13 protein-coding genes are annotated in these 22,430 nt (G+C 39.4%); 5 read left to right on the forward strand and 8 right to left on the reverse strand.

The window, feature by feature from the left end; translation table 11 throughout:
• Positions 1-5: 5 nt before the first annotated feature.
• Positions 6-1,805, reverse strand: a complete 1,800-nt coding sequence (uvrC, locus tag V7D82_RS03755) for an excinuclease ABC subunit UvrC (RefSeq protein WP_333599636.1) — start codon at positions 1,803-1,805, stop codon at positions 6-8.
• A gap of 146 nt (positions 1,806-1,951) precedes the next feature.
• Here uvrC and V7D82_RS03760 point away from each other — a divergent pair, with 146 nt between their 5' ends.
• Positions 1,952-2,518 carry a 5-formyltetrahydrofolate cyclo-ligase gene (locus V7D82_RS03760; protein WP_333599637.1) on the forward strand — a complete coding sequence of 189 codons (567 nt, stop codon included), beginning with the start codon at positions 1,952-1,954 and terminating at the stop codon, positions 2,516-2,518.
• Here the strand turns inward: V7D82_RS03760 and V7D82_RS03765 are convergent.
• From V7D82_RS03765 to gdhA, 6 genes are all read right to left on the reverse strand, one after another.
• Entirely contained in the window at positions 2,493-3,122 is a 630-nt protein-coding gene (locus V7D82_RS03765; protein ID WP_333599638.1) for a lipoprotein signal peptidase, read from the reverse strand. The two genes, V7D82_RS03760 and V7D82_RS03765, sit on opposite strands and share 26 nt — an antisense overlap.
• A gap of 88 nt (positions 3,123-3,210) precedes the next feature.
• Entirely contained in the window at positions 3,211-3,591 is a 381-nt protein-coding gene (locus V7D82_RS03770) for a TraR/DksA family transcriptional regulator (RefSeq protein ID WP_187658995.1), read from the reverse strand.
• A 12-nt stretch (positions 3,592-3,603) separates the two neighbouring features.
• Positions 3,604-7,005 (reverse strand): isoleucine--tRNA ligase, encoded by a 3,402-nt coding sequence (gene ileS, locus V7D82_RS03775; protein ID WP_333599639.1) that lies wholly within the window; start codon positions 7,003-7,005, stop codon positions 3,604-3,606.
• A gap of 113 nt (positions 7,006-7,118) precedes the next feature.
• Positions 7,119-7,832 carry a DNA repair protein RecO gene (gene recO / locus V7D82_RS03780; protein ID WP_333599640.1) on the reverse strand — a complete coding sequence of 238 codons (714 nt, stop codon included), beginning with the start codon at positions 7,830-7,832 and terminating at the stop codon, positions 7,119-7,121.
• Positions 7,832-10,108 (reverse strand): type IX secretion system anionic LPS delivery protein PorZ, encoded by a 2,277-nt coding sequence (gene porZ, locus V7D82_RS03785; protein WP_333599641.1) that lies wholly within the window; start codon positions 10,106-10,108, stop codon positions 7,832-7,834. The genes recO and porZ overlap by 1 nt, the downstream gene beginning before the upstream one ends.
• Before the next feature lie 122 nt (positions 10,109-10,230).
• On the reverse strand, positions 10,231-11,574 hold the full coding sequence (gdhA, locus tag V7D82_RS03790) for an NADP-specific glutamate dehydrogenase (RefSeq protein WP_333599642.1): 1,344 nt from the start codon (positions 11,572-11,574) through the stop codon (positions 10,231-10,233).
• A gap of 265 nt (positions 11,575-11,839) precedes the next feature.
• Between gdhA and V7D82_RS03795 the strand changes: the two genes are divergently transcribed.
• Complete coding sequence (locus tag V7D82_RS03795; protein WP_333599643.1) at positions 11,840-12,622, forward strand: THC0290_0291 family protein; 783 nt, start codon at positions 11,840-11,842, stop codon at positions 12,620-12,622.
• Between the two features lie 5 nt (positions 12,623-12,627).
• Here the strand turns inward: V7D82_RS03795 and hflX are convergent, their stop codons facing one another.
• Complete coding sequence (gene hflX, locus V7D82_RS03800; RefSeq protein ID WP_333599644.1) at positions 12,628-13,848, reverse strand: GTPase HflX; 1,221 nt, start codon at positions 13,846-13,848, stop codon at positions 12,628-12,630.
• Between the two features lie 188 nt (positions 13,849-14,036).
• On the opposite strand from hflX, the gene V7D82_RS03805 reads away from it, so the two are divergent.
• The 3 genes from V7D82_RS03805 to V7D82_RS03815 form a co-directional block, all read left to right on the forward strand.
• Positions 14,037-20,795, forward strand: a complete 6,759-nt coding sequence (locus tag V7D82_RS03805; protein WP_333599645.1) for a choice-of-anchor J domain-containing protein — start codon at positions 14,037-14,039, stop codon at positions 20,793-20,795.
• Between the two features lie 36 nt (positions 20,796-20,831).
• The gene (locus V7D82_RS03810) at positions 20,832-21,743 is read left to right on the forward strand and encodes a PorP/SprF family type IX secretion system membrane protein (protein WP_333599646.1); all 912 of its coding nucleotides are present in this window, start codon (positions 20,832-20,834) and stop codon (positions 21,741-21,743) included.
• A 19-nt stretch (positions 21,744-21,762) separates the two neighbouring features.
• Positions 21,763-22,430 (forward strand): tetratricopeptide repeat protein (locus V7D82_RS03815; protein ID WP_442902376.1); only part of this gene is annotated, 668 nt, incomplete at its 3' end.

Here is a 22,430-nt window from a genome sequence, read left to right on the forward strand (position 1 = left end):
AGGGTTTAGGATTTACTTATTGCGTAAAATTCGGAAATTTTTTTGGCTTTTGATGCACCCACAACATCAGAAATTTCTTTTTCGGTGGCTAATTTCAATCTTTTGACACTTTTGAAGTGTTTTATCAACGTCAACATGGTTTTTTCACCAATGCCGGGAATGGTTTCTATCGTAGTTTGTAATGCCGATTTGCTTCGTTTGTCTCGATGATGGGTAATGCCGAAACGATGCGCTTCGTTGCGCAAATGCTGAATGATTTTCAGTGTTTCCGATTTTTTGTCCAAATACAACGGCACCGAATCGCCTGGATAAAATAATTCTTCCAATCTTTTGGCGATGCCGATGATGGCAACTTTACCACGCAAACCCAAATCGTCAATGCTTTTCAAAGCCGATGATAGCTGCCCCTTGCCACCGTCAATGATGATCAATTGCGGTAATGGCTGATTTTCATCGAGCATGCGTTTGTATCTTCGGTACACCACTTCTTCCATCGAAGCAAAGTCATTCGAGCCTTCGACGGTTTTAATATTGAAATGGCGGTAGTCTTTTTTGCTGGGTTTGCCATCTTTAAAAACGACACAAGCCGAAACCGGATTGGTTCCTTGTATGTTCGAGTTATCAAAACATTCAATGTGTCGCGGCTCAGTTGAAAGGCGTAAATCCTTTTGCATTTGCGCCATAATTCTATTCGTATGCCGCTCGGGATCTACAATCTGAATTTGTTTCAGTTGTTCCAAGCGTTGGTATTTGGCGTTGCGTTGCGATAGTTCTAAAATTTGTTTTTTGTCGCCGAGTTGCGGAACGGTAACTTTTATTTTATCGCCAAAATCTAAAGGGAATGGCAGAATGATTTCTTTGGTAGTCAGATGAAAACGTTCCCGCAATTCCACCACAGCCAATTCCAGCAATTCTTCATCGGTTTCGTCTAATTTCTTTTTGAGTTCCAAGGTATGCGAGCGGATAATGGCGCCGTGTGATATTTGCAGGAAATTAACATAGGCCATCGCTTCATCGGACACTATCGAAAACACATCGATATTCGAAATCTTCGGATTCAAAATGGTAGATCGTGATTGGTAATTTTCGAGCACTTCTATCTTTTCTTTGATTTTTTGGGCGGCTTCAAAATGCATGTCGGCAGCCAATTCCTGCATCATTTTTTTAAAATCGCGCAAGCTGTCTTTGAAGTTGCCTTTCAGGATTTCGCGGATGGCATCGACTTGTTTTTGGTAATGTTCCAACGTTTCATAACCTTCACACGGACCTTTACAGTTGCCAATATGATACTCCAGGCACACTTTGTATTTGCCCGATTGGATATTGGCCTCGCTCAAATCGTAGTTGCAGGTGCGCAGTGGATAGAGTTCTTTAATCAAATCCAGAATAGTGTTGACCGTTTTGAAATTGGTATAGGGGCCAAAATATTCCGAGCCGTCTTTGACCATTCTTCGGGTGGGGAATATTCGGGAAAAGGGTTCTTTTTTGATGCAAATCCATGGATAGGTTTTGTCATCCTTCAGCATCACATTATACCGAGGCTGTAGTTTTTTGATGAGGTTGTTTTCGAGTAAGAGCGCATCCGCTTCCGAGGAAACGACTATGTGTTTGATTTCGACTATCTTTTTAACCAACACATTGGTCTTGGCATTGTCGTGCAGTTTGTTGAAATAGGAATGTACTCTTTTCTTCAGGTTTTTGGCCTTACCTACATACAGGATCTTCCCGTCTTTATCATAATATTGATAAACTCCGGGACTGTCGGGCAGGGTTTGTAATTGAAGCTCTATGGAAGGGAGTGACATTTGGATCTTTTGATTGAATTTATATATGTAAAATTTTATTTTTAAGCGGTCATATATAGAATCGCTTTTTTAAAAAGGGGTAAGCTTATGCTAACTCAAGTTTAGTGGCGATTTCAAAGTTATAAAAATTAAAGTACTTTTGAATTATGAATAAAAAGGACTTACGCAAAAAATATAAAGCACTTCGCCAACAATTATCCAAAGAGCAAATCGAAGACAAGAGTCTGGCGATAGCCAACCGATTGTTGTCATTGGATGTTTGGGGACAGACCTATTTTCATTTGTTTCTGACCATAGAAGAACAAAAGGAAATGGACACCGAATTCATATTGCAAATCCTAGCCGGAAAAGACAAGGAGATTGTGGTGGCGAAAAGCAATTTTGAAACGCTGGAAATGACAAATTTTCTGTTGACAGATAACACCAAATTTCAAAAAAATGACTACAATATTTACGAACCGGTGGATGGGATAGAAGTACCTACGGCCAAAATTGATGTAGTGTTTGTGCCTTTATTAGCCTATGATACCAAAGGAAACCGAGTGGGGTATGGCAAAGGATTCTACGATACCTTTCTTTCCAAATGCAAAGAGGACGTCATTAAAATAGGGTTGTCTTTCTTTGAGCCCGAAGCAGCTATTGATGATGTTTCCGAAACTGATATTGGTTTGGATTATTGCGTAACGCCTATGACTGTGTATAGCTTTCGATAGCGGTTTTTTTGTGAAATGCTTTTTTGTTGAAGACAATTAAAATCCCAACTCCCGTTGAAATCGCCATATCGGCTATATTGAAGATGGCATTGAAGAATTTGAACGGATGTCCACCCCATATAGGTAACCATTTTGGGAAATGCCCTTCACAAATCGGGAAGTATAACATATCCACCACTTTGCCATGAAACCATGTTCCATAAGGCTTATCCGAAAACATAGTGGATAAATGGCCATAACTGTCATCAAAGATAACGCCGTAAAAAACCGAATCAATAATATTACCCACAGCTCCGGCAAAAATCAAGGCAATGGCTACCATTAGATATCTTGAACTGTGTTTTTTGCTGGAATCATACAACCAATACCCAATTCCGAAGACTGCCAAAATTCTGAAAACAGTTAAAATTAATTTACCATGCATGCCAGGAATTTTGGTTCCCCAGGCCATTCCTTCGTTTTCAATCAGCAATATTTTAAACCAATTCGCTACATCAATCTGCCCGGCTTCGCCGTAAACAAAATTAGTTTTGATATAAATCTTAACGAATTGATCCACTAAAAGAATAATAGCGATGATTAAAACGGAATTTCTTAATGACATTTTTTGGATTTTAATGGCGCAAAAATAGTGTTTTTTTCTAAAAAATAACGCTCCGTTTTGGAGCGTTACATTATTTATAGTAAAGTTGTTATCGTTGCAAATTTTTTGCTTCAATACTCATCGTTGCATGCGGAACGATTTTTAATCTTTCTTTGGAAATCAGCTTCCCGGTTACTTTACAAACGCCATAGGTTTTGTTCTCCACACGGAACAGCGCATTTTTCAAATCGCGTATGAATTTTTCCTGACGGATAGCTAATTGCGAGTTGGCTTCTTTAGACATGGTTTCGCTTCCTTCTTCAAAGGCTTTAAACGTTGGCGATGTGTCATCGGTACCATTGTTTAAGTCGTTCATATAGGCGCTTTTTATCAAATCTAAATCGGCTTTGGCTTTGTCAATTTTCGCTAAAATAATTTCTTTGAACTCTGCTAAATCAGCATCTGAGTATCTTAATTTTTCTTCTACCATAATCTTTCGTAATTATTTAGAAATTAATATTCTTGTTTTTATATCGTCAAATTCAATTTCGGTTCCAGTAGTCAGTTCGCTAACAAAATCTAAGGTTTCTGTTAAGGTTTCTGATTTGATGTAACTTTCGTTGGCTTTGATGGCTTTTTCTAAAGCCGCAATGCTTTGTAAATGAACTTTAATCTTATCGGTAACTTCAAATCCGCTGTCTTTTCTAAGATTTTGGATTCGGTTAACCAATTCTCTGGCGATGCCTTCGTCTTTCAATTCTTCGGTCAGTGTAATATCCAATGCAACAGTTATGCCATTTGCATTGGCTACTAGCCAACCCGGAATATCCTGAGACGAAATCTCAACATCTTCTAAGGATAAAATTATACTTTTTCCCGAAATAACAAGTGTTAGCTCCCCTTTGGTGTCCAATTCGTTAATTTGTTCAGGGGTAAAATTTTGTATCTCTTTGGAAATCAATCCCATGTCCTTGCCAAAACGAGGGCCTAAGGCTTTAAAATTTGGCTTGATTTGCTTCACCAAAACGCCGGAAGCATCGTCCAAAAGTTCGATTTCTTTAACGTTTACTTCGGCTTTTATCAGGTCGGAAACCGCCTCGATTTCAGCACGTTGATTCTCGTCAAGTATCGGAATCATTACCTTTTGCAACGGTTGACGCACCTTAATCATTTCCTTTTTACGGAGTGATAAAACCAGTGATGAAACCGTTTGTGCTTTCATCATTTTGCTCTCGAGCGATTTATCAACAAAGTTTTCAACCGAAACTGGGAATTTAGCCAAGTGAACACTGGTAAAATCCTCGCTTCCAGTGGCGTTCACCAAGTCACGGTATAATTTATCCATAAAGAAAGGAGCAATCGGTGCCGATAATTTGGCCACAGTTAACAAACAAGTATATAAGGTTTGGTAAGCCGCAATTTTATCGGTTCCGTATTCGCCTTTCCAGAATCTTCTTCTGCACAAACGAACGTACCAGTTGCTCAGATTCTCCTGAACAAAGTCAGAAATAGCCCGAGCTGCTTTGGTCGGTTCGTAATCGTCGTAATAACTGTCTACATCGGCAATCAAAGTATGCAATTCGGATAAAATCCAACGATCGATTTCTGGTCTTTCGTTCAACGGAATTTCCGCTTCCGCGTATTTAAATCCGTCAATGTTGGCATACAAACTAAAGAACGAATAAGTGTTGTATAATGTTCCGAAGAATTTACGACGTACTTCTGCTACGCCTTCAATATCAAATTTTAAGTTGTCCCAAGGATTCGCATTGGCAATCATATACCAACGTGTGGCATCGGGACCGTATTCTGCTAATGTCGTGAATGGATCCACAGCATTGCCTAAACGTTTGGACATTTTTTGCCCGTTTTTGTCTAAAACTAAACCATTCGACACTACATTTTTATAGGCAATTTTATCAAAAACCAACGTTCCGATAGCGTGTAACGTATAGAACCAGCCACGGGTTTGATCCACGCCTTCCGCAATGAAATCGGCAGGGAAGTCTTTATTCTGGTCGATTTTATCTTTGTTTTCGAACGGATAATGCCATTGGGCATAAGGCATTGCGCCACTATCGAACCAAACGTCAATCAAATCGCTTTCGCGTTTCATCGGTTTGCCTGATGGAGAAACTAACGTGATACTATCGACTACATTTTTGTGCAAATCCACCAAATCATAATTGGCTTCGCTCATATTACCAACCTCAAACCCTTTAAAAGGATTTACGGTTTCTACTCCGGCTTGGATTGCTTTTTCGATGGCATTATACAGTTCTTCTACCGAACCGATATGCACTTCTTCCTGTTTGTCTTCGGTACGCCAAATTGGCAACGGAATTCCCCAATAACGGGAACGCGACAAGTTCCAGTCGTTGGCGTTTTTCAGCCAATTCCCGAAACGGCCTTCGCCGGTAGCTTTCGGTTTCCAATTGATGGTGTCGTTCAAATCGAACATTCTGTCTTTGATTTCGGTTACTTTGATAAACCAAGAATCGAGAGGGTAGTAGAGCAACGGCTCATCGGTTCTCCAACTGTGTGGGTAACTGTGCACGTATTTTTCTACTTTGAAGGCTTTGTTTTCTTCTTTTAACTGAATAGCAATTTCCACATCTACTGAGCGTTCCGGAGCTTCATTCGCTTCGTAATACTCATTCTTTACATATTTCCCGGAGTATTCGCCCAAGCCTTGGATAAATCTACCTTGTAAATCTACCAATGGTACTGCATTTCCGATTTCGTCCAGGACCAACATTGGTGGAACTTCCGGTGTAGCTTCTTTGGCTACTTTCGCATCATCGGCACCAAACGTAGGGGCAGTATGCACAATACCGGTTCCGTCCTCTGTAGTAACAAAGTCACCCGAGATAACCCTAAAGGCATTTTCAGGATTTTGGTATGGTAAAGTTAGTGGCATCAATTGCTCGTAACGGATTCCGACTAAATCGGATCCTTTGCATTCCGTTAAAACCTGGTAAGGAATCTTTTTGTCTTCGGCCTTGTAGTTTGTGAAATCGGCATCGCTCTCAGCCACGACAAATTTTCCTGCGAATTGTTTTCCGACTAAGTTTTTAGCCAAAATTACATTCACCGGTTCGAAAGTGTATTGGTTAAACGTTTTCACCAAAACATAATCAATCTTTGGTCCAACGGTCAAAGCGGTGTTGCTTGGTAACGTCCACGGTGTGGTCGTCCAGGCTAGTATGTGAATGTCACCAAATCCCTGAAGGAAATTGGGTAAGGTTTCATTTTTTGTTTTGAATTGTGCAACCACCGTGGTATCGGTCACATCGCGGTAACTTCCCGGTTGGTTTACTTCGTGCGAAGACAATCCGGTTCCGGCTTTTGGCGAATACGGTTGGATAGTGTAGCCTTTGTATAGCAAACCTTTATCATAGATTTGTTTCAACAACCACCAAACACTTTCCATGTATTTGGATTTGTAGGTTACATACGGGTCTTCCATATCGACCCAATAGCCCATTTTTTCGGTCAGGTCATTCCACACATCGGTGTAGCGCATAACTGTTCTTTTACACGCTTCGTTGTATTCTTCTATGGAAATGGTTTTTCCGATGTCTTCTTTGGTGATGCCTAATTCTTTTTCGGTACCTAATTCAACAGGCAAACCATGAGTGTCCCAGCCGGCCTTACGCTTAACCTGGAACCCTTTTTGGGTTTTATAACGACAAAAAATATCTTTAATGGCACGCGCCATTACGTGGTGAATTCCCGGTAAACCATTTGCGGAGGGTGGGCCTTCAAAAAACACATACGGCGTGGCACCTTCGCGGGAAGTTACACTTTGCTCAAAGACGTTATTTTTTTTCCAAAAATCAAGAACTTCCGAAGCCACAGTGGGCAAGTCAAGTCCTTTGTATTCAGTAAACTTAGTACTCATTTTTGTCGTTTTCTTAAATCAGTTTGCGAAAGTAATAAATAGTTGTGAGTTATAAGTTATGAGTGATGAGTTTTTGTGTTATCGAATGAAGTGGATTTTTTTTAAAAAGTGATTTAAGCAAAAACTTCCTTTAAAACCTCGAGTGATTTTGGGTTTTTGAATCCGTCAAGGTGGATGGTGTAGTAGGTGAGTAAGATTTTCAATAAAATTTGACGCTCGATACCGGCAAAGGTTTTTTGGTCGGAGTCAAATTTTAAATTCAGAAGTCTTTTGAACATATGGGTTTCGTGTTCGCTGAGACAACTGGTGCCTAAAATGGGAGTGAAGATGCCTTCTTTCAATTCAAAAAAAAGGCAATCCATTTCCGTGGTGTCGGGATAAAAGCCAAGAAATTTAGTCATTTCCAGCAATAGAATCAAATGGAAATTGGCCACATCATCATGCGCATCGAGCCAAAGCAAAGCGGATTCCAGAAACAAGAATAAGTTCTCGTTTTTCTCTTCTTCGTGTATGCTGTGGTGAATGATTTCGGACAGAAACATCACGATGGTGCTTTTGACAATATCGCTGCTGATGGTTTGGTAGGCGTGGGCCAGTTTGATTTCTTTGAAATGCTCGAGTGTGCCCTTGTTTTTGTGATTGGCTTCGATTTCAAGTATAGATAGTGGTTGGAAATAGGCAATTTTCTGATTCGATTTTTTAGCCGAAAAAGCATTGGGCACAAAATAAGTTTTTAACCCATCAGATTGTGTCACACATTTGACAATCAGGCTTTTTTCCTGATATTTTAAAGAAGAAATGACGATGGCTTTGGTTTTGACTAACATTACCGGATAATCATCACTTTTTTAACAGCGGTTTCGGAGGCGTCCTTGGCGGCGATGAAAATCATGTAAACGCCCGAAGCTACTTTGTATTTTCCAAAAGCAGTAGTGTCCCATTCGATAGTTCCGCCTTCGGAAGTAGTTTCATACACCAAATTACCTTCGATATCGGTGATTTTGATATTGGCTTTCGAAATTAATCCGGCAATTTTTACGGTGCCGACGAATTCTGGGCGAACCGGATTCGGATACACATATACATCGGCTAAGCTGTCACTTGGTTTGGTTGAGGTGCCCTGAAAAGAAACCATTCCTTTATCGGTAGCAAAAAACACTTCTCCGGTTACTGGATTAATATCGATATCATTGATAACATCACTCGGCAAGGGCGAATTGTCTTTGGTGAAATGATAAATTGTTTGTTGTCCATCAGAAGAAAACAGGAACACACCGGAGTCAGCCGTTCCTATCCATTTTTGATTGGAGCCGTTTACCGCTATATCCGTTATGAATTGTTCGTATAAAAGTTCCTGTGCCAAGCCGTCTTCCAGTATGATGATGGCGTTGGCTTTCATTTGGTCCGTACTATTGTAACTTCCGGTGCTGGAGAGTACCCGCAGGCCACGGTTGGTTCCAATCCAAACCTGATTGCGATTGTCAACCGCTATGGCTCTTACATCTGTTGAAGGAAGATTTCCGGTGTCTGTGCCTTCCGTAATTTTTTTGAAAACACCGCTATTTTCATTAAAGGCAATTACACCGTCAACATAAGTGGCTATCCATTTGGTACCGCTATTGTCGATAACCACTTTGTTTAAATTGCTGGGAATATAATTGTCTAGAATATTCTCCATATTGTAAGACTGCCATTGTCCGTTAGTTTGGAGTACTTTCAATCCTTTTTTGACTTTACTGTTGAGCACCCAAAGATTTCCGGCTCGGTCAAAGGCAGTTCCGTTGATTCGGACACTGATATTGGGGCCATCAAAATCTAAAGATTCCAGACCGCTATTGGTTTGGTCATAAAGCATTGTTGGAATATCGTCTTCCACTTTGAGTAATCCTTTGTGAAAGGAACTGATGTATACTTGTTTTTCGTTATTTGGATTGACCGTTATTTTGGTCAATGACACGGCGTCCAGCACCTCACTATAAGGAATATTCAGCCAGCCACTGGTCGTGTATTTACTGATGCCATATTGATCTAATGGATATGGATTGTAAAAAATATCATAATCACCATACACCGCCCATAAATTGGATGACACAGCATTGATCGAGAAGATGTTGTTTTTTACCGGCCCGTCGGGCATGATGAATTGGAAGTTGGTAGGAGCGCTTATAGGCGATGATACTATTCCGTTTTCATTCGTTCCTATATATATAGTATCATTAATAACGGTTGCACAGCTAAAGGTTACCGGAATAGCAGTTACCTGAGAATTTTGAATGTGAACCATTTGGCTTAGCGTTTGATTGAAAACGTACACATTGTTTAAAGCGGTAACCACTAAATAATTGGCGGTAGCTCTGATGTCTAAACCGGTCTGACCAATGTTGCCAATAGCAACAAAGCCCGTTCCGTTGTATTTGTAGATAGTGTTATTGGCATTCATACCAACAAGCTGATTGTTGAACGTTACGATTCCGTTCCAGCTGCCGCTATCAAAAACCTGCCATTGGGCAAAATCATTCAGATTGGCATTGGTGATGGAGGCTTTTCTGATGCCGTCAAATTGTGTTACCGCATAAATATCGCCATTGAATATTGTGGTTTGATAGACTTTTATTTCTTGTCCGTTGGGGCCAATAAAATAAGTGTCGCCAAATTCTAAGGTAGCCAATTTGTATTGCACAATTCCAAAATCGCAGGAAACATAGACGATGCCGTTATATTCCATGAAATGATTAATTTTCTTGATGTTGGAAGGGATGTTTTTGTTGATGATATCGACTACGTTTAACATGCTTCCATCGGCATCATTGATGACAATCATCAATCCGTTTTCATAGCCTACTATGGTTTTGTTGAAAGTGTCGCTGTGGTAAATGGCCGAAATGGTTTGGCCGGAAAGGCCGTCGATACTGTTGATGGTTTTGATATCGCCTGATACTAAGTTTTTGGTAAATAGGGCATTTTCGGCAGCGGCATAAATTTTACTGGTTGATTCCGAAACGTCTTTGATTTGGTTATACGAAAAATAGCCTTTCCAATTTTGATTTTGGGCAAAACCAATTTGAAAAAACAGGAATAAAAACCATAAAAACAACTTTTTCATTTCACAGCAATTAGGCATACAAATATAGTATAAACGTAAAAATTATCCTTTTGTTGTTCAGACATAAAAAAATGCCCTCATTGCTGAGGACATTTTTCAGGTTTTGGTTGGTTTATTTTTTATTATACGATACCTTGAGCTAGCATAGCATCAGCTACTTTTACGAAACCGGCAATATTAGCGCCTTTCACGTAATCGGTATAACCGTTAGCATCTGTACCATATTTCACACACGCAGCGTGGATGTTGGCCATGATGTCTTTTAATCGTTGATCAACTTCTTCTGAAGTCCAGCTTAAACGCAAAGAGTTTTGCGACATTTCAAGACCTGAAGTAGCTACACCACCGGCATTTGAAGCTTTTCCTGGAGCGAAAAGAATTTTAGCGTTTAAAAATTCAGTAACTGCTTCCGGAGTAGATGGCATGTTAGCACCTTCCGCTACACAAGTACATCCGTTTGCGATAAGCATTTTAGCTTCGTCACCGTTTAATTCGTTTTGAGTAGCACATGGTAAAGCGATATCACATTTCACTTCCCAAGGACGTTTTCCAGCTACGAATTTTGCGTTTGGATATTTAGCTACGTAATCTGAAATTCTTCCGTAGTTTACATTTTTGATTTCCATGATGTAAGCCAATTTCTCGGCATTGATTCCGTCAGCATCATAGATATATCCAGAAGAGTCAGAAGCAGTAACTACTTTTCCGCCTAATTCTGTTGCTTTTTCAATAGCGTATTGCGCTACGTTTCCAGAACCTGACACTACTACTGTTTTTCCTGAGAAGCTTTCGCCTTTAGTCGCTAACATGTTTTGAGCAAAGTAAACATCGCCATAACCGGTAGCTTCCGGACGGATTAAAGAGCCACCGAAAGTGATTCCTTTTCCGGTTAATACTCCGGTAAATTCGTTTCTTAATCTTTTGTATTGACCGAACATGTAGCCTACTTCTCTTCCGCCCACACCGATATCTCCGGCAGGAACGTCAGTATCAGCACCAATGTGTTTCGACAATTCCGTCATAAAGGCTTGGCAGAATTTCATGATTTCGATATCTGATTTTCCTTTTGGATCAAAGTCAGAACCACCTTTTCCACCGCCCATTGGCAATGTAGTTAAGCTGTTTTTGAACGTTTGTTCGAAAGCTAAGAATTTCAAGATGCTTAAGTTTACGGAAGGGTGGAAACGAATTCCTCCTTTGTATGGTCCGATAGCTGAGTTCATTTGGATTCTGTACCCGCGGTTTACTTGCGTATTGCCGGCATCGTCAATCCAGGTAACGCGGAACATGATTACTCTTTCCGGTTCTACCATTCTTTCCAAAAGCATTTTGTTTTGGTATTTTTTATTTTGTTCGATAAACGGAATTACTGTTTCAGCAACTTCCATAACTGCTTGCATAAATTCTGGTTCATGACCATTTCTTTTTGCAACCAATTCCATAAATGAGTTGATACTTTGTGACATAAAATGATACTATTAATATTTTTAAGAAATCGTTTTCGTAAAATCGGACAAATATACATTTTATTAAAAATATGGGTATATTTTTTTTTAAATTCTCAGCATTTTTATCGTTATAGTAGGAAATTTTAAAGAAGACTACACTAAATGCGGACATTTAAATCTTTTTTTGCTTTTTTTCGTATATAAACTAACAAATTTTTATTTTATTTTATAACTGATTGATGTTTTTATATATTTGTCGAGAATTGAACTTATTAGTATGCAAATGCCCAAAAAATTTATCATAACCTCACTGCTGTTATTTGTGTTTTCAAGTAACATTAGTGCCCAATTTGGCTTTTCTCATGAAATTGGAGTTATTGCCGGTCCCGTTGCTTTTCAGTCAGACTATGGAGAGCGTCATGACTTTGCTACCAATGCAGGGAATACAGGATATGGTATTGGAATCATTCATTACTTAAATTTCTCCTATAGAGCGGAGTGTAACTGTTATACCCCTCAGACTTATTTTAATGACCATTTCAAATTGAGAAGTGAATTGTCTTATAATAAAACCAATTTACAGCATTTTGGGAAATGGGTTGAACCAAGTAGAACCGGTTTATTTGCTCAGCAATTAAGAGCAATGAAAGGAAGTACGGCCGTTACTAATATTGGAATGCAATTGGAGTTTTATCCGTTTAGCATCAGAGATTTTACCGCTACTAATGGATCGTTGGCACCTTTTATTAGTTTGGGAGGACAATTTAGTTTTTATGACCCTAAAGTTTATTCGGAGTTAGGTCCCTTAAATTCGCCTATATCAACCCCTATTAAATATTATAATGCTACTACTAATCAAGGGGGAACCGTTTGGTCTATCGTATCCAGTATTGGTTGTCGTTATAAATTAACGGAATTATCCGATTTGATGATTGATTTGAGATGGCAGTATTACTTTTCGAATTGGGTTGATGGTTTAAATCCGGATCCTAAATTATATCCAGAAAACAAAGCCAACGACTGGAATGTTTGGTTGAATTTTGGATATATCTATTACCTTCAATAGAAAGTTTAATCCTCTACAGCATCTTTATAATCAGGATAAAGAAATTTATTGTAAGGGAATCGTGTGATGTGAATCTCTCTTACAGTTTCGTACACTTTCTCTCTAAATTCTTCAAAGTTTTCTTTGTTTGTTGCTGAAATAAACAGTGCATTCTTTTTTCCGACAGTACCCATCCAAGTCGTTTTCCACTCTTCTAAAGTATAGTGTTTGGTGGTTTTCTCGGTCATTAAATCATCCGCCTCAATGACTAAATGCTTATAAGCATCAATCTTATTGAATACCATAATGGTTGGTTTATCATTGCTTTTGATATCTTGTAAAATTTGATTTACTGATGCAATATGTTCTTCAAAATCGGGATGTGAAATATCAACCACGTGCAATAATAAATCAGCTTCGCGAACTTCATCCAAAGTGCTTTTAAAAGATTCGATCAGTTGTGTAGGCAATTTTCGAATAAAGCCAACCGTGTCTGATAATAAAAAAGGTAAATTTTTAATTACCACTTTACGAACTGTAGTGTCAAGGGTGGCGAATAATTTATTCTCTACAAAAACCTCGCTTTTGCTGATGACATTCATCAATGTGGATTTCCCCACATTGGTATAACCTACCAGCGCCACACGAACCATAGCTCCGCGATTGCTTCTTTGTACTGACATTTGTTTGTCAATCGTTTTTATTTTTTCTTTTAACAAAGCAATTCGATCACGTACAATTCTTCGGTCCGTTTCAATTTCTGTTTCTCCCGGACCCCGCAGACCAATTCCTCCTTTTTGACGTTCTAAGTGCGTCCACATTCCGGAAAGTCTGGGTAATAAATATTGACACTGAGCTAACTCTACTTGTGTTCTGGCATAGGATGTTTCGGCTCTTTGGGCAAAAATATCTAAGATAAGATTGGTTCTGTCGAGTACTTTACAATCTAATATTTTGGAGATGTTTTTTTGTTGTGAAGGCGATAATTCGTCATCAAAAATAACCGTGGAAATGTTGTTTTCTCTGATGTAATAATTGATTTCATCCATTTTCCCTGTGCCTAAAAAAGTTTTAGGATTGGGGCGTTCCAATTTTTGGAAAAAGCGTTTGATGACCTCTCCGCCAGCTGTGAAAGTTAAAAACTCTAGTTCGTCGAGGTATTCTTTTAGTTTTTCTTCGTTTTGATTTTGCGTAACTATACCAACAATTACCGTTCTTTCAAAATTTATAACTTCTTTTTCTAGCATTTGGATCAAATTGTTTGGCAAAATTAGGGATTTGAAATTTAAAAAAACATGTAAATACTATAAGAATTTGCCTCATAACGCCATTTATTTTGCCAAAAAAAATATAATCTCAGGTTTTTTGATAATTTTTATTAAATTTGGGCTTCGTTATCCAAAATTTACAAACAAACTACTAAAATTTTCATTTCATGAAAAAAACTACATTATTATTGTTGTTCATCCTTTTCTCTATCAGCGGTTATTCGCAGTTTACAGAAGGATTTGAATCAACAACAGGACCAGATGCGCTGCCTTCAACCAATTGGACTTTGGGTTCTGGGAGTACAGGGAATCAATGGGCTGTTTTTGACAATGGTGTCGGAACGGCTCAGCGTTGGGGAATTAATGCTTTTGCCTCAACACTTGCTTATCAGGGAAGTAATTGTGCTTCCGTAAGCAGGGAATTTATTGGACAAAACAATACTTCAGAAGATTATTTGTCTACACCTTTGGTTACTATTCCAACCAATGGACAATTACATTTTTACACTCGTATGTTTACAACGGGTAATCAGGGAACACTCTACCAAATTAAGGTGGCGCCAGCTTCTGCTTCACAAACCAATCCGGCAGCCTACACTTTAGTTAAGCAATGGGATGAAGTAACTTTAACGACTACTTATAATGTTTATGAAGAAAAAGTAGTGAATTTAGCACTTTATGCTGGGCAACAAGTATATGTTTCCTTTGTGAAAGTTTATACGCAGCCTACAACAACATTAGATGGGGATCGTTGGTTAATTGATAATGTGAACATTGTTCAACAATGTTTAGACCCAACAACGTTAACTGCAACGGGTATAACACAAACTTCGGCCAATTTAAGTTGGGCCAATCCAAGTGGTGCTACTTCATGGGAAATTGAAGTATTACCAGCAGCAGCAACGGCAACAGGAGTGGGTATAGTTTACAATGGAATATTACCTTATCCAGCTACGACTACTGCAACAGGAGCGGCATTGACACCTTCAACTGCTTATAAATATTATGTGAGAGCATTGTGTAGTTCAGGGGCCAGCAGTATTTGGGTTGGGCCTTTCCCTTTTTCAACAACCTCACCCGGTTTAACTTGTGCTGCTCCCATAGTTATAGGAGCTTTACCTTATAGTACAACAGACAATACTTCCAATTATGGTGACACTACCGATGTTGCTCAACCAGCAGCTTGTGCAGGAACCGCCACTAATTACATGACAGGGAATGATGTGTTTTACTCTTATACACCAACGGCAAACGGAACAATAGGTATTACTATGACTCCGGGAGCTACTTGGTCAGGTATTTTTGTCTATGATGGCTGTAGCAATGTGGGTGTTACATGTGTTGCCGGAGTTGCTAATACCGGTAGTGGAGTAAGATCTATACCAAGTTTATCGGTTATTGCCGGACATCAATATATCATTGTTATCTCTACGAATGCGGCACCGCAAACCGTTGGATATACCTTAGTAATTCAGACTGTGAATTGTGCGCAACCAACGACTTTAAGCGCGACCAATGTTTTACAGAATTCAGCTAATTTGAGTTGGGCTAACCCAAGTGGCGCTACTTCCTGGGAAGTTGCTGTTCAAACTGCCGGTTCGCCAATTCCTTCAGGATCAGGCGTTCAAACCAATTTGAATACAAATTATCCTGTAACCGGCCTTACCACTAATACTGCTTATCAATATTATGTTAGAGCAGATTGCGGCAATGGTACATTCAGTGCCTGGTCAGGACCTTTTCTTTTCAATACATTATGTACCGCTTTTGCTGTTCCTTTTCAAGAAGGATTTAACAGTACTTCACCAACACAATCGTGTTGGACCGTTTTAAATGTTAATGCGGATGCGGATGCATGGGATATGAACTATGCCACTAATCCATATGAAGGCGATGAAAGTGCTATGATGTACACCGATTTCAATGCGGGTGCTAATAACGACTGGTTGATTTCTCCACAGATTATATTAAATGGAAACCAACGATTGAAATTCCATTATAGAGTACAATCGGCAGGAGAACCTAATGATTTTAGAGTAATGCTTTCTACTGCAGGAACAGCACCGGCTAATTTTACCACCACACTTCTTCCTACAGCATCTTACAATAATATTACCTATATCCAAAAGACTATTTCTTTAAGTGGTTATACAGGGCCGGTTAATATTGCATGGAATGTTCCAGCAGGAGGCCTTGATGGTTGGAGATTGTATATCGACAATGTTATTATTGAAGATATTCCAACTTGTCCTGAGCCCTCCGCAATTGTTTCGAGTAATGTTTTGGCCACTAGTGCTACTATAGGCTGGACTAATGGCGGTACGGAAACAGCTTGGCAGGTTTTACCATTATCATGTGGTTCTGCTGTACCTTCAGCCAGTACTGCCGGTATCCCTGCGAATTCAAATCCATTTAACTTAACAGGATTAACACCTAGTACCTGTTATGATATTTATGTGAGAGCGGTATGTTCTTCAACGGACAATAGCCCTTGGATAGGACCTATTACTATTACAACACAATGTAATCCATTTACTATTCCTTTTCAAGAAGGATTTAACACGGGTTCACCAACTGAATCTTGTTGGACAGTTTTGGATTTGAATAATGATTCGGATGCATGGAATATGAATTATGCTACCAATCCTTATGAAGGTGATCAATGTGCCGCCATTACCACTGATTTTAATGCCGGTGCTAATAATGATTGGTTGATTTCTCCTCAGTTAATCCTAAATGGAAATCAAAGATTGCGTTACCGTTATAGAGTACAATCTAGTGGAGAGCCAAATGATTTCAGAGTTATGTTGTCTACCAGTGGAACAGGTTCTGCTAATTTCACGACTACATTAGTTCCTTTGGCTTCCTATAGTAATACCACCTATGCTGAAAATATAGTTTCTTTAGCCGGAATTTCGGGTACAGTAAATATAGGTTGGCATATACCAGCCGGTGGATTAGATGGCTGGAGATTGTACATTGATAAAGTGATTGTAGAAAACTTACCAACTTGTTTTCCGCCAACTACTTTAACCGCCACCAATATAACTTCAACATCAGCGTCATTGGGTTGGACAGATACAAATCCAACTCCTGCCACTCAATGGGAAGTGTATTACGTGATTGCAGGTTCACCAGAACCGTTGCCAAGTGCTACCGGAACTCTTGTTTCAGCTAACCCGGCTTTAATTACCGGATTAAACCCAGGGACTAAGTATGATTTTTATGTTAGAGCGGTATGTTCTTCAACAGATCATAGTGAATGGTCACCGGTAAGTAGTTTTACAACTCTAATTATTAACGATAACTGTTCTGGAGCTATTTTTGCCCCTGTAAACTCTTCTGCCATTTGTCAGCAAACTACAGCAGGAAGTATAGCAGGAGCTACAGCTTCTACACCAGCAACGTCAGCTCCTTGTGTAGGAACTGCCGATGATGACGTTTGGTTCCAATTTGTGGCATCCAATCCTTATTTGACTGTTTCCTTGCAAAATATAGTAGGATCTTCAACGAATTTGAATTTTGCTGTATATTCGGGAGCTTGTGGCACATTAACCCAAATTTTTTGTAGTGCTGCGAATGCTGTTAGTGGTGTAGTAACCGGGATGACTTTAGGGCAAACCTACTTTATAAGAGTTTATTCTAATGAGAGTACTCCTCAAACATCAACATTCAATCTGTGTATTTCTACACCGTCAAGTTGTTTGTCAGGTCAATCAGCTTGTCAGAATTTAAGTTATCCGAACATACAGGGTGTTATTGGTCAGCCAGCTATTGGTTGTTTACTAGATCCTCGAAACCCTACTTATTATACAATTAATGTACTCACTTCTGGGCCAATTAATTTATTATTAACGCAATCGTCTACCTTAGGAGGTGCGCCTAACCTTGATGTGGATTATGCAGCATGGGGACCATTTACCAGTCAATCATCGGCTTGTGCCGCTATTGGTAATCCTCCGTCTTTGACACCGGGCATAGGGGTTCCTGTAACTCAAACAACGGGTTGTAGTTTCTCGGCAGCCTCAACAGAGACTTTAAACATTGCCAATGCTCTTGCTGGTCAGGTTTATGTAATTTTGATTACTAATTATTCTAATAATCCAGGGTTTATCAGTTTGACTCAAACGAATTCTAGTGCACCAGGTGCTGGATACTATGAGTGTTGTCCGGATGCCTATTTTACTTATAATCCAGTATCTTATTGTAAATCTGCGGGAACAGCCAATCCTATTCCTACTATCAATAACGGTTCTGTTGCCGGTGTTTTCTCTTTATCATCAGCATCGCAACCAGGATTAGTATTTGCCAATACGGCCACCGGAGAAATTGATTTGCAAGCGAGTTTGCCAGGAAATTATTTGGTGTTAAATACTGTAGCTGCTACGGCAAGTTGTGCTCAAAAAGAGAGAGGATACAATATAAGCATTGTAACTCCTTTAACCGCAACCATTGCCTATGGCGCCGCCGCTTATTGCAAAAGCATTACAGCAGCTCAGCCAGTAGTACAAGGAGGAACAACGGGAGGAACTTATTCGGTTAGCCCTAATGGTGGACTTTATATAGATGCCAATTCTGGTGCTATTACACCGAGTTTGAGTGCTCCGGGAGTTTATACCGTGACTTATGGTTTACCAGGGAACGGTGTTTGTACCACTACCAATCCTTCGACCACTGTTGAAATTTTACCATTACCTAATATTGTTCAACCGGCTCCGGTTGTAGCTTGTGACAGTTATACGTTACCAGCTTTGGCAGTTGGTGATTATTATTCACAATCCCAATTAGGTGGCGCAGGTTCAACACCTTTGGATATATCAGTTCCAATTACGACCAGTCAAACGGTATACATTTATGCGGTTAGCGCGAATGGTTGTCCAAATGAGAAATCATTTACAATTACCATTAACAGTGTCGCTGCTCCAACATTAAATGTAACCCAACCATCATGTGCTATACCAACCGGAACCATTCAGGTTACGGCTCCATTAGCTGTTGGAGGAGGTACACCAGCAAACTTATTTATTTCTGAGGTGACCGATGAAGAAGTAGGATCCTTAACATATGTTGAAATTTATAACGGAACAGGTGCTGCGGTTAATTTGAACGGTTATAAATTGAGGGTATTTAATAATGGTTCAAACACCGCTTCTTGTGATAATGTGTTAACCGGAACTTTAAATAACAACAGCACTTTTGTAGTGGCTGTTGGAAGTGTTGTCAATCAGGGAGGTGTTGTTCCTAACCAGGTCTTTGCCGGTTGTGGAGGAGTAAACACGGATGATTGTATAAAATTGACTACGAGTACCAATACCGTAATCGATTTATGGGGAAGAACTGATGGTGTAGCCTTTACTCCATTAAACCAACCGGGTTATACCTATAGAAGATTGGTGACAGCACCACATCCTAGTACAACCTGGAACGTAGCAGACTGGACAGCAATTGACCCTCAGGATTATACCAATGTGGGAACCTATAATTATTTCACATCTAATTATGAATATGCTTTAGATAGTAATCCGTATCAGGCCGGTGCTACATTTAACAATGTAATACCAGGCAATCACACGGTAACAGTTCACGATTTGATTACCGGATGTTATTCTGCTCCAACATCTACAACATTGAGTATTGCTGATCAAATTGCCTCTACATTTAATCCAACAGCTATTTGTAGCGGAGATGCGGTTTCGTTCCCGGCAACATCAATAGAAGGATATGCAGGTACTTGGAGTCCATCCACTTTAGATAATACACAAACGGCTACCTATACTTTTACACCTACACCTATAAGTGGTGTATGTGTTTCTCAAGGTACTTGGACGGTAACAGTTACACAGCCAACCATACCAGCATTTGCTCCGGTAGCTGCTATCTGTAATGGTGATGCGTTGATTGCTTTGCCTACAACATCGTCTAATGGTTACTTAGGAACTTGGTCACCGGCTTTGAACAATACAGCCACTACGACTTATACCTTTACTCCAACTGTGGGGCAATGTGCTACAACAGCTACATTGACGATAACGGTTAATCCAAAAATAACCGCCACTTTTACTCCAATATCTATTTGTAAAGGTGATGCTGTTGCATTCCCGACAGCATCATTGGAAGGGTATACCGGTACTTGGAGTCCATCGACTATAAATAATACACAATCCGGAACCTACACTTTCACTCCAACTAATGGCCAATGTGCAGATACCGGTACTTTGACCGTAACGGTTATACAACCAATATTACCACTCTTTACGGCTGTGGCTCCTGTCTGTTATGGAGATGTGTTGAGTGCTTTACCTACGACATCTTCAAATAATTACACAGGAACTTGGTCGCCGGCTTTGGATAATACAGCTACTACGACTTATACCTTTACACCAACTGCAGGGCAATGTGCCAGTACTGCTAGTTTAACTATTACAGTATTAAATCCAATAGCTATTGCTGTAAACGGAGAGTGTCAGGGAGTGAATTTTGTACTTACCGCTTCTCCATTGAATGCTTCCTTTGATCCGTTAACTGCCACCTATTCTTGGGAGGATAGTACAGGTCTCTCTGCAGGGAATGCACAAAGTGTTGTGGTTACTAATCCAGAAACGTACACGGTAACTGTAACGGCTAATGGATGTTCTGATTCAAAAGATTTTAATGTTGATAGCATTGCTTGCGTAATTCAAAAAGGTATTTCGGCTAATAATGATGGCCTTAATGATTCCTTTGATTTGAGTGGGTTTAATGTTAAAAAATTATCTATATTTAACCGATTCGGAATGAAAGTGTATAGCAAAAGAGATTATACAAACGAATGGAAAGGGAAATCAGATAATGGCGATGAACTTCCGGATGGAACGTATTATTATGTTATTGAACGCGATAACGGAGAAACCAAAACAGGATGGATATACATCAATAGAGCACAATAAACTAAATAATTTGCATTAAAAATAAAACAAAACAAAATGAAGAAACTATATTTCATTGCAATATTAGCTTTATCAGCCTTCACAGAGGTACAAGCACAGCAAGATCCACATTACACACAGTATATGTATAATATGAGTGTGATGAATCCAGCCTATGCTGGTTCCAAAGAAAGTATATCCGGAGGGTTGCTTTACAGAAAACAATGGGTCGAAATTGAAGATGCTCCGACTACGGGAACTTTCTTTATACACAGTCCTGTGGGTAAGAATGTTGGATTAGGGCTTTCCGTAATTTCAGATAAGATTGGTCCTGTGGAAGAAAATAATTTTTATGGTGACTTCTCGTATACCCTAAATTTAGGGGGAGAGCACAGATTGGCTTTCGGTTTAAAGGCAGGACTTACTATGCACAAAGTCGATTTTAACGCGATTACGCCAACATTACCAGATCCGGAGTCTTGGGGGCCAAATCCGAATAAAACATTTTTGAATGTTGGTTCTGGGGTGTTCTATTATACTCAAAAATATTATGTTGCCTTTTCTGTGCCTAACATGTTAAAATCAAAATATTTGGATTTTGATGGTAGACAATACGGAACGGAAGTGTTGCACTATTTCCTAACAGGAGGTTATGTGTTTGATATCAATCCAAATTTGAAATTCAAACCATCTGTTATGGTTAAATCATCATTGAATGCGCCGACTTCTTTTGATGCTTCTGCTAACTTTATGTTTTTTGATAAGTTAGAATTGGGAGCTACCTATAGATTAGAAGACTCTTTTGGAGCGATGGTTAATTTTGCCATTACACCAAGCTTAAGAATAGGATATGCCTACGATCACGTTATTTCAGATCTAAAAGCAGTAACACCGGCTTCACACGAGGTAATGTTGTTATTTGATTTGAATTTCCCGAAAAAAGTATCACGTTCACCAAGATATTTCTAACCTATAAAGCATCCTAAAAATGAAAAATCTATATATAGCATTAAGTTTTGTAGCCCTAAGTTTTACTATGTCGGCGCAAAACAAAGACACTAAAGCAGCCGATAAATTATTCAGCCGATTTGAATATGTTGATGCTGCAAAAGCTTACTTAAAGCTTGTGGAAGACGGTAAAGCCACCGATTATGTCTACAAGCAATTAGCTGACAGTTATTATAACGTGTTTAATTCAGCAGAAGCAGTAAAATGGTATGCTAAAGCTACCGAAATGACGCAAGATGCCGAAACATACTATCGTTATGCACAAATGTTGAAAGCTAACGGGAAATATGAAGAAGCCAACAAGCAAATGCAAAAATTTGCCAATGCCGCTCCATCGGATACCCGTGCCAAAGCTTTCAGAGAAAATCCTAATTACGTTCCAAAATTATTGGATAAAACCAAATTGTTCAATGTTAATCCATCGGACATAAGCAGTGACAAATCTGATTTTGCAGCTGTTCTTTATGATAATACCGTGTATTTTGCCAGTGCCAGAAATGGTGCCCGTAAAACCTATGGTTGGACAGACGAACCGTATTTAGACATTTACAAAGCCGATTACAATGCTGACGGAACGGTAACCAATCCGGTTACTGTAACTGACTTGAACTCTAAATGGCATGATGGTCCAATAACCATTAGTGCTGA

It is taken from the genome of Flavobacterium sp., assembly GCF_036741995.1.
Lineage (GTDB): Bacteria > Bacteroidota > Bacteroidia > Flavobacteriales > Flavobacteriaceae > Flavobacterium.

Excerpts from the sequence above, each read along its gene's own strand:
- uvrC (WP_333599636.1), bottom strand. The coding sequence starts at position 1,805 with ATGTCACTCCCTTCCATAGAGCTTCAATTACAAACCCTGCCCGACAGT.
- V7D82_RS03760 (WP_333599637.1), top strand. The coding sequence starts at position 1,952 with ATGAATAAAAAGGACTTACGCAAAAAATATAAAGCACTTCGCCAACAA.
- V7D82_RS03765 (WP_333599638.1), bottom strand. The coding sequence starts at position 3,122 with ATGTCATTAAGAAATTCCGTTTTAATCATCGCTATTATTCTTTTAGTG.
- V7D82_RS03770 (WP_187658995.1), bottom strand. The coding sequence starts at position 3,591 with ATGGTAGAAGAAAAATTAAGATACTCAGATGCTGATTTAGCAGAGTTC.
- ileS (WP_333599639.1), bottom strand. The coding sequence starts at position 7,005 with ATGAGTACTAAGTTTACTGAATACAAAGGACTTGACTTGCCCACTGTG.
- recO (WP_333599640.1), bottom strand. The coding sequence starts at position 7,832 with ATGTTAGTCAAAACCAAAGCCATCGTCATTTCTTCTTTAAAATATCAG.
- porZ (WP_333599641.1), bottom strand. The coding sequence starts at position 10,108 with ATGAAAAAGTTGTTTTTATGGTTTTTATTCCTGTTTTTTCAAATTGGT.
- gdhA (WP_333599642.1), bottom strand. The coding sequence starts at position 11,574 with ATGTCACAAAGTATCAACTCATTTATGGAATTGGTTGCAAAAAGAAAT.
- V7D82_RS03795 (WP_333599643.1), top strand. The coding sequence starts at position 11,840 with ATGCCCAAAAAATTTATCATAACCTCACTGCTGTTATTTGTGTTTTCA.
- hflX (WP_333599644.1), bottom strand. The coding sequence starts at position 13,848 with ATGCTAGAAAAAGAAGTTATAAATTTTGAAAGAACGGTAATTGTTGGT.
- V7D82_RS03805 (WP_333599645.1), top strand. The coding sequence starts at position 14,037 with ATGAAAAAAACTACATTATTATTGTTGTTCATCCTTTTCTCTATCAGC.
- V7D82_RS03810 (WP_333599646.1), top strand. The coding sequence starts at position 20,832 with ATGAAGAAACTATATTTCATTGCAATATTAGCTTTATCAGCCTTCACA.